8 protein-coding genes are annotated in these 7,910 nt (G+C 40.4%); 6 read left to right on the top strand and 2 right to left on the bottom strand.

Annotated elements, in window-relative coordinates; all coding sequences use genetic code 11:
- Positions 1–306 precede the first annotated feature (306 nt).
- Entirely contained in the window at positions 307–1,491 is a 1,185-nt protein-coding gene (locus tag QZ379_RS11140; protein WP_291564566.1) for a hypothetical protein, read from the bottom strand.
- A 26-nt stretch (positions 1,492–1,517) separates the two neighbouring features.
- Positions 1,518–1,742, bottom strand: coding sequence for a hypothetical protein (locus QZ379_RS11135; protein WP_291564563.1), 225 nt, complete (start codon positions 1,740–1,742; stop codon positions 1,518–1,520).
- Between the two features lie 194 nt (positions 1,743–1,936).
- Between QZ379_RS11135 and QZ379_RS11130 the strand changes: the two genes are divergently transcribed.
- From QZ379_RS11130 to QZ379_RS11105, 6 genes are all read left to right on the top strand, one after another.
- Positions 1,937–4,396: an FAD-dependent oxidoreductase gene (locus tag QZ379_RS11130; RefSeq protein ID WP_291564560.1), complete on the top strand. Its 2,460-nt coding sequence runs from the start codon at positions 1,937–1,939 to the stop codon at positions 4,394–4,396.
- A 3-nt stretch (positions 4,397–4,399) separates the two neighbouring features.
- The gene (locus QZ379_RS11125) at positions 4,400–4,777 is read left to right on the top strand and encodes a winged helix DNA-binding protein (protein ID WP_291564557.1); all 378 of its coding nucleotides are present in this window, start codon (positions 4,400–4,402) and stop codon (positions 4,775–4,777) included.
- Between the two features lie 24 nt (positions 4,778–4,801).
- Entirely contained in the window at positions 4,802–5,176 is a 375-nt protein-coding gene (locus QZ379_RS11120) for a NifB/NifX family molybdenum-iron cluster-binding protein (RefSeq protein WP_291564554.1), read from the top strand.
- A gap of 167 nt (positions 5,177–5,343) precedes the next feature.
- The gene (locus tag QZ379_RS11115; RefSeq protein WP_291564552.1) at positions 5,344–5,814 is read left to right on the top strand and encodes a DUF3990 domain-containing protein; all 471 of its coding nucleotides are present in this window, start codon (positions 5,344–5,346) and stop codon (positions 5,812–5,814) included.
- The gene (locus QZ379_RS11110) at positions 5,795–6,250 is read left to right on the top strand and encodes a hypothetical protein (RefSeq protein ID WP_291564549.1); all 456 of its coding nucleotides are present in this window, start codon (positions 5,795–5,797) and stop codon (positions 6,248–6,250) included. The genes QZ379_RS11115 and QZ379_RS11110 overlap by 20 nt, the downstream gene beginning before the upstream one ends.
- 21 nt (positions 6,251–6,271) lie before the next feature.
- On the top strand, positions 6,272–7,858 hold the full coding sequence (locus QZ379_RS11105; protein WP_291564546.1) for an EVE domain-containing protein: 1,587 nt from the start codon (positions 6,272–6,274) through the stop codon (positions 7,856–7,858).
- The last annotated feature ends 52 nt before the right edge of the window (positions 7,859–7,910 follow it).

The raw sequence follows: 7,910 nt of genomic DNA, 5'->3' as shown, positions 1-7,910 counted from the left end.
TTATTACTCAGTACTTTAAATTATTTTCTTTAGAAATGTGTTGCGGAATTAAGGGATATATAAATATAAGTTGTATATACATATAAATAATCTGTATTTATAGAAAATGTCGAATCAGAAATATTTTGTTTCATGCCCAGGATAAGTTTTTATTCGTGTGATTACTTCCTTCTATTACAACCGTAATAAATGTTAATTATTTTGTTTATTTGAAAAATAGTTGTTTCTTTGCAAAAGTTTCCAATGGAAAATATTATTTTAAGTGGTGAATAAAATAATTAGGGTGTCCAGTTCGTTGTACCAAATTTAGCTCACTTTCCTAAGCGTTTTGATTCGTTCTGTTACCCAGTTTTTGGACAAGTGCTCGGTTGACCAAGTACTGATGTCCTTCAGTTTAACATTTACAATGCGCTCTTTGAAATTAATTGTTTTTGTAACGGATTCGTTCGAGACTTTTGGATATAACGGTATCGTCAGAACAAAAGACGTTACGCCGTACAGCTTGTTCGGTGACTTTTTGCCCTTATAGATGCCAAAAGTAGATTCAATAATGTCGGATGATACATTGATGCTCATGTTAGCAGTGAGAAGAGCTTCTTCCCTATTGAAGTATTCAAGCATCTTGATACCAGCATGTACCTGTCTGGAATGTGCATTTCCTAAGACATGAGTAATGATATGGAGCTTGCACTTCCTGCTCGTCATAATCGAGAAGCCTTCGTTCTTGCAGATGGCCTCGACGTGTCTTACAGCACAAAGTACAGCCTGCAGTTCCTTCAGCAGAGATTCATAATCCTTTATGAAGGCATACGCTTCCTGTATTTTCTCTGGTAGCGTGTCATAACAGTCAAGCATTTCATTACCCCAGAACACCCATGAAGACATATTCATGAACCGTGATATAGTTCTCATATTGGGAGGCAGCAAGTATGCCTTGTCGGTCAGATGATACTGCAATCGTTTCTTGCCAAGGAGTGTTGTAAACTCCACAAAATCAGATTGTTTCTCATAGACATTCTTGAGAATCACACCCATGGAATGACTGATGTCTGCATGATGTATATGCCTGGAGCCAGTGATGCCCTTGGTCAGATTATGACCATTGTCACTTATGATGTAATCGGGAGCATTTCCTGCAGATTTCTCTGCTTCCTCTATTCTGCTTTGAACGTCATCGCCGTTGAAGCCCTTGCTAACCGACATGTCAAGAATTGTGACATCCTCGTGTTTTATAGGGCGCCCCTGATGCTCGGAAGGAATTGCAAGAGTCAAGAGAAGCTTCTGCCCATTTATGGCAATACTCTCGTCTACGACCATTGCAAACTTCTTGTCCTTGCATGGCTGCTCATCCTGATAGACAGAGAGACCAAGTTTCTTCACCCAGTTTTCTATGGTGTTGTAGCACGGAACCTTTCCAAATGTATCACCCAACAGCTCGGCGAAGATCTCCAGGATAGTCACGACTGTGCGCAACCCACATGGTGTACGCATGTAGATCAAAACGCAGAGTTGGATGACTACAAGAGGGGATCTATGTCCGGGAACAGGCTCGAGAGAAATCGACTTTGTTCGTCGGTCAATGTTATCTTCCGAACGTCTTTTTTTTTAAGTTCCTTCTTGGTTTTGTCATACTTAGCCTTGATCTTGTCTTTTTGAGATGCAAGTTTCTTGTTCTCCTTACGAAGACGTTTTAGCTCATCAAGGAGAGACTCTTTCTCTTGGTTTGAATCTAACTTTTTCATTGATTTACATATCTTGAAATTACATTCAAAGTTACTAAAAATCAACGAATTATGCAAATTTTCAAAGAACTATTCCGTTGCTTAAAATGTTAAATATCAGAGCGTTAGTTTTGTAACTTAATGGGTGATTTCAGCATCTGTTTTTCGGAACATCTAACTGGACACCCTATAAAATAATAAAACAATAATACATTATGAAGTATCTAATAGTAGGAGGTGTGGCAGGAGGAGCCACTGCAGCGGCAAGAATTCGCAGAAACACGGAGAAGGCTGAGATTATCATGTTCGAGAAAGGACAGTACATCTCGTATGCCAACTGTGGATTGCCATATTATATCGGCGGAGTGATAGACGACAGGAATAAACTCTTCGTGCAGACTCCGGAGGCTTTCGGAAAGAGATTTAATATCGACGTTAGAACAAATTCGGAAGTTATATCGGTTGATGTGAAGAATAAGACAGTTGCTGTTCGCACCAAGGACGGCAGGGAATATACCGAGCAGTATGACAAACTTCTGTTGTCGCCTGGAGCATCGCCGGTGGTTCCACCGTTGCAGGGAATTGACAGTAAGGGTATATTCACACTGAGAAACGTAAACGATACTGACAAAATCAAAGAATATATCAGCAAAAACACTGTAAAGCGTGCCGTTATTGTGGGTGGCGGTTTTATCGGTCTTGAAATGGCTGAAAACCTCAGACATGCAGGAATGGAAGTGGCTGTAGTGGAAATGGCAAATCAGGTGATGGGACCTATCGACTATTCCATGGCGGCACTCGTGCACGAACATCTGCAACAGCAGGGCGTGAAGCTGTATCTTGAACAGGCGGTTGAGTCTTTCAAGGACAACGGCACTTCGCTTGATGTAAACTTCAAGTCCGGAATTTCGCTTACTGCCGAATTGGTGATACTTTCTATCGGTGTACGTGCCGAGACAAGACTTGCGGCAGAGGCAGGATTGAAACTGGGCGAGATGAAGGGTATCTATGTAAACGAATTTCTTCAGACATCGGATGCCGACGTATATGCGGTGGGCGATGCAATAGAGTTCCCTCATCCAGTAACAGGCAAGCCATGGCTTAACTTCCTTGCAGGACCGGCAAACCGTCAGGCAAGAATTGTGGCCGACAATATGGTGTTCGGCAACAAGGTGAAATACGAAGGCTCGATAGGAACTGCCATTGCCAAAGTGTTCGACCTTACGGTAGCTTCTACAGGTCTTCCTGCAAAGCGTCTGAAACAGATGGAGATACCGTATCTTTCGGCTACTATACATTCAGGCTCACACGCCGGTTATTATCCCGGAGCGTTGCAGATGGATATAAAGATTACTTTCTCACCGGAGGATGGTCGTTTGTACGGAGCGCAGATTGTGGGTTATGACGGTGTGGACAAGCGTATAGACGAGTATGCTTTGGTAGTGAAGAACGGAGGTACAGTGTATGACCTTACAAGACTGGAACATGCGTACGCTCCACCGTTCTCGTCAGCCAAAGATCCTGTGGCTGTTTCAGGTTATGTGGCAGGAAACATCCTTTCCGGCAAGATGACTCCGCTTTACTGGCGCGAGCTTCGCGATGCAGACCTTTCGAAAGTCACTCTTATAGACGTGAGAACCCCTGACGAATATTCTTTGGGCAATATCCACGGCTCGATAAATATCCCTCTTGACGATATGCGCGACAGAATGGGCGAGATACCGACAGACAAACCTGTATTCCTGTATTGCGGAGTAGGGTTGAGAGGTTATCTTGCATCTAACATCCTGAAGGAAAACGGTTTCAAGGATGTGCGTAATCTGATAGGCGGTGTAAAGACATACAAGGCAGCCGTTACAAAAGTCTGCACTCCAGATGACGATGCCTTGAAGTGTGCTGTTGAGGCAAAAGAGGCATGTTCGTGTGTAGTGGAGCAGAGTGAAGCAAAGACCATAAAGGTTGATGCATGTGGTATGCAGTGTCCTGGTCCGATATTGAAACTGAAAAAGACAATGGAAGGACTCAAACCGGGTGAGAGACTTGAGATATCGGCTACAGATGCCGGTTTCCCGAGAGACGCTGAATCATGGTGCCGCACTACGGGTAATAAGTTCATATCTTCTTCACCATCTGCAGGTATATATAAGGTCGTTATTGAGAAGGCTACAGCATGTGCCGCAGAGGCAGTAAAGCAGCAGCCTTCGGCAGACGGAAAGTCATTCATCCTTTTCAGTGATGACCTCGACAAGGCTCTTGCCACATTCGTACTGGCAAACGGAGCTGCTGCCACAGGAAAGAAAGTTACTGTCTTCTTCACATTCTGGGGACTGAATGCCATCAAGAAGGAACGCAAGCCGAGTGTTCAGAAAGACATCTACGGCAAGATGTTCGGCATGATACTGCCTTCAAGCTCTAAGAAACTCAAACTCTCGAAGATGAATATGGGCGGTATCGGCTCGAAGATGATGAGATACATCATGAAGAACAAGGGTATCGAATCGCTGGAATCCCTCAGACAACAGGCTATCGACAATGGTGTAGAGTTCATTGCCTGCCAGATGTCGATGGACGTAATGGGAGTGAAGAAAGAAGAATTGCTCGACAATGTAACGATAGGCGGAGTAGCCACATACATGGACAGAGCACAGGAGTCAAACGTAAATCTGTTTATCTGACGCATGGAGAAAATATCATGTATATGCAAGATGCGTGAACTTTATAAGGCTATCACCGAACTGGAGGATAGCCTTATGGAGATTTACGGCATATCACTCAACGAGGCTATGGTGATGTGCAGCATTGGCAGCAGGAAAGTTGCCGCAGGAGAGATTTCACAAATTACGGGATTTAAGTCGTCGCACCTTTCTAAAGTGCTTCGCTTGATAGAGGACAAGGGATTTCTGATAAGGGATTTCGGCGACAAGGACAAACGTCAGATTTATTTCTCTCTCACAACAGAGGCCATGCAGTGTATGGAGAAACTGAAGTGCGAAGGTCTGCCCGTACCGGAACTTTTGAGTGAGTTTTTCGCGTGCGGACATGGAGAAAAAATGTAAGTATTATTTTAATTCTATAGATATATGAAGAAAATAGCATTACCGACAAGAAATGGCAATATTGACGACCATTTCGGACATTGTGCGTTCTACACGATTATAACTGTCAATGATAATAATGAAGTTGCAAAAACAGAAATCATGCCTTCACCTGAAGGATGCGGATGCAAGTCGAACATTGCATACCAGCTTCAGGAAGACGGCGTGACACTTATGCTTGCCGGCAATATGGGTATGGGTGCCCTCAACAAATTATCGTCTTGCGGAATCGAGGTTGTGAGAGGTTGCAGCGGTTCTGTAATGGATGTGGTTGAGGCTTATCTAAAAGGCGAGTTGAAAGACTCTGGCGAGGCATGCAGCCATCATGGTGAGGACGGACATGAGTGCCATAATCATTGATTTTAATATTGCATTAATATGAAAAAATGAGCAACAGGAGCTGGGGCTTGGGTTGCTCATTTTGCGTATGTATGGGGTAAAAAATTATTCTTGGTTTGCAAGGAAAGAGTTCTTTTATTATTTTTGGAAATACATTGCATTTTAGTCATTAATAATTGAATATTCAGATGGAAATATATCATGGAAGTTACACTTCAGTACAAACGCCGGAAATAATTAAAGGTAAGTTTACAAAAGACTTTGGAGAGGGGTTTTATTGCACTGAATTAAAAAAACAAGCCGAAAAGTGGGCAAGGCGTTATGATACTCCAGTGGTGAGTATATATGAATATAAGCCATTTGGAGAACTCAAAATTCTTTGTTTCGATGATATGACTGATGAATGGCTGGATTTTATTGTGGCATGTCGTAGTGGTAAGCCACATGATTATGATATTGTGATAGGCGCAATGGCAAATGATCAAATCTATAATTATGTTGCAGATTTTATGAATGGGATACTGACAAGAGAACAGTTTTGGGTAATGGCAAAATTCAAATATCCTACTCACCAGATTAATTTTTGTACTAAAAAAGCATTACAATGTATTACATTCAAAGGTTATGAGGAGATAAAAAATGAATGGAAGAGAAGATAGAAAACAGAATGATTTATTCTTTTTATGCAGCTTAATAGAATATATCGGAAGGCAAACAAAAAATGAACGTAGTGTCATTGTCAATGCTTTAGGTCGGAAAGGACTGGAGCATTATTATGAATTGGCAGAGGTATATCATTGTGAGAATATTGATAAGGTAACAGACGAAATCGTTAATAAGTATGGTATAGTTCCCGGACACTATGACAATGTTTCAAAGGCTGAAGACGGTATTCCTACGCATTGGGATATTGGCAAAGTTGTACAACGTATTATCCTCAAATTGGCTGATAATTCGGATGGAGACATAATTAGTGCCCTTATAAAAGTCTATAATTCATGGATTATTACTAAAATTGATGACTATAATAGTTCTATGTATTATGAGAATACAAGTTATCAGTATGAATCGTTATTGGCGGGGAAGGCTTTATAAATAAATTTAAATATCAATGCTATGGATAATTTGAAGTTAGAAGAACTGATTAGGGAATACAAGAAAGACTTTAATGATATAATACCAAATGAGATTTACAAATGGAAGGCAGTGAAGTGCTTTCAGGATAATTGGAATATTGATTCAGAAGATTTTCCGGCAATGCTGAAATTATCCCTTTCAAAAACTGATAATCTTTTATCATCTAGGAATAATTTTCCTCGTAGGATGATAAAAAATTATGCCAATTCATATCCTGAAGAAGTGCGTATGTTATTTAAGAACCTTTATGATGAAAGTCAGGATTTGGTGATGCGTATTGAGACTTTCAGGAAAGGAATAGAGTATGTTCATACAAAATGGGACTCAGAAGGGAATAAGAATCATTATCAGACATATAATGTTATCAGTACATATCTATGGCTTTGTTATCCAGATAAATATTATATTTATAAACCTTCGATAGCTCAAGGAATGTTTGAGCGGCTTGTAGGGAAGATAAAACTACGTTCTCTTGGTGCTGAAGCTGTTGTGAAAACATATAAGCTATATGATGAGATTTCTGAAATCTTGGTAAAAGATGCAGAATTGCGTGAAATACTTGAAAAATCAATGGCAGCAGACTGTTATCAGGATTTGGATATGAAAACTGCTACTGTTGACTTGGCATATTATGTAAATAATTATATGAATAGAATGTCTTCAGATACGCAGGAAAATCAAGAAGAGGTTAAGACGTGGATGTATGCTCCCGGAGAAGGTGCAAGAAAATGGGATGAATGTTTGGAAAATTCAGAAATGTATTTGGGCTGGGATGATATGAATGATCTTAGCCAATACTCATCTCGCGAAGATATGGTTAACCGTATGAAGGAAATATACGGTGCTAATAAATCGTATATGAATGATAGTCTGGCTACATGGGAATTTGCACATGTTATGAATGTAGGTGATATAGTGTTTGCTAAAAAAGGGCTTCATAATATAATAGGTCGTGGAGTAGTAACAGGCAGTTATGATTATGATGATGAACGGGAGGAATACAAGCATATACGTTCAGTAAAGTGGGAAAAGGTTGGTGATTGGTACATTGATGAACAGATAGTAATGAAAACCCTTACTGATATAACAAAGTATAAGGATTATGTAAAACGACTTAATGGACTTGTAGAAACTCCAATGGATGAAACGGAGGAACATTCGCAAAGGAACTATTGGTGGCTTAATGCCAACCCTAAGGTCTGGAGTATGTCTGAATGGGTGGTTGGAGAGATTCAGGACTATACATTATTTAATGATAACGGCAACAAGCGACGTATTTATCAGAATTTTATTGATGCCAAGGAAGGTGATATTGTAGTATGTTATGAATCAAATCCTACAAAACAGATTTTAGGACTTGCCGAAGTGGCAAAAGCCAATGATGGAGAAAAGATAATGTTCAGGAAAACAGAGACATTATCTTCACCTATAGACTTTTCTACCATTAAGGAAATAGCGGAACTGAGAAATATGGAATTTCTTGTTAACCCTAATGGTAGTTTCTTTAAATTGACTTGTGCTGAATATGAGATTATCATTGATCTTATCAGAGAAAGCGATAAGTAAAGACCGCAAAACGAAATGTGCGCTATCCACAAAACGAAATGTGATTTTTTGT

Source organism: Bacteroides sp. (assembly GCF_019417265.1).
Classification (GTDB): Bacteria; Bacteroidota; Bacteroidia; order Bacteroidales; family Bacteroidaceae; genus Phocaeicola.
Note: the sequence above shows the minus strand (reverse complement) of the source record. Positions and strands in the feature narration are given on the sequence as shown.

Coding starts and splice junctions, on each gene's coding strand:
- QZ379_RS11140 (WP_291564566.1), bottom strand. CDS start 1,491: ATGCGTACACCATGTGGGTTGCGCACAGTCGTGACTATCCTGGAGATC.
- QZ379_RS11135 (WP_291564563.1), bottom strand. CDS start 1,742: ATGAAAAAGTTAGATTCAAACCAAGAGAAAGAGTCTCTCCTTGATGAG.
- QZ379_RS11130 (WP_291564560.1), top strand. CDS start 1,937: ATGAAGTATCTAATAGTAGGAGGTGTGGCAGGAGGAGCCACTGCAGCG.
- QZ379_RS11125 (WP_291564557.1), top strand. CDS start 4,400: ATGGAGAAAATATCATGTATATGCAAGATGCGTGAACTTTATAAGGCT.
- QZ379_RS11120 (WP_291564554.1), top strand. CDS start 4,802: ATGAAGAAAATAGCATTACCGACAAGAAATGGCAATATTGACGACCAT.
- QZ379_RS11115 (WP_291564552.1), top strand. CDS start 5,344: ATGGAAATATATCATGGAAGTTACACTTCAGTACAAACGCCGGAAATA.
- QZ379_RS11110 (WP_291564549.1), top strand. CDS start 5,795: ATGAATGGAAGAGAAGATAGAAAACAGAATGATTTATTCTTTTTATGC.
- QZ379_RS11105 (WP_291564546.1), top strand. CDS start 6,272: ATGGATAATTTGAAGTTAGAAGAACTGATTAGGGAATACAAGAAAGAC.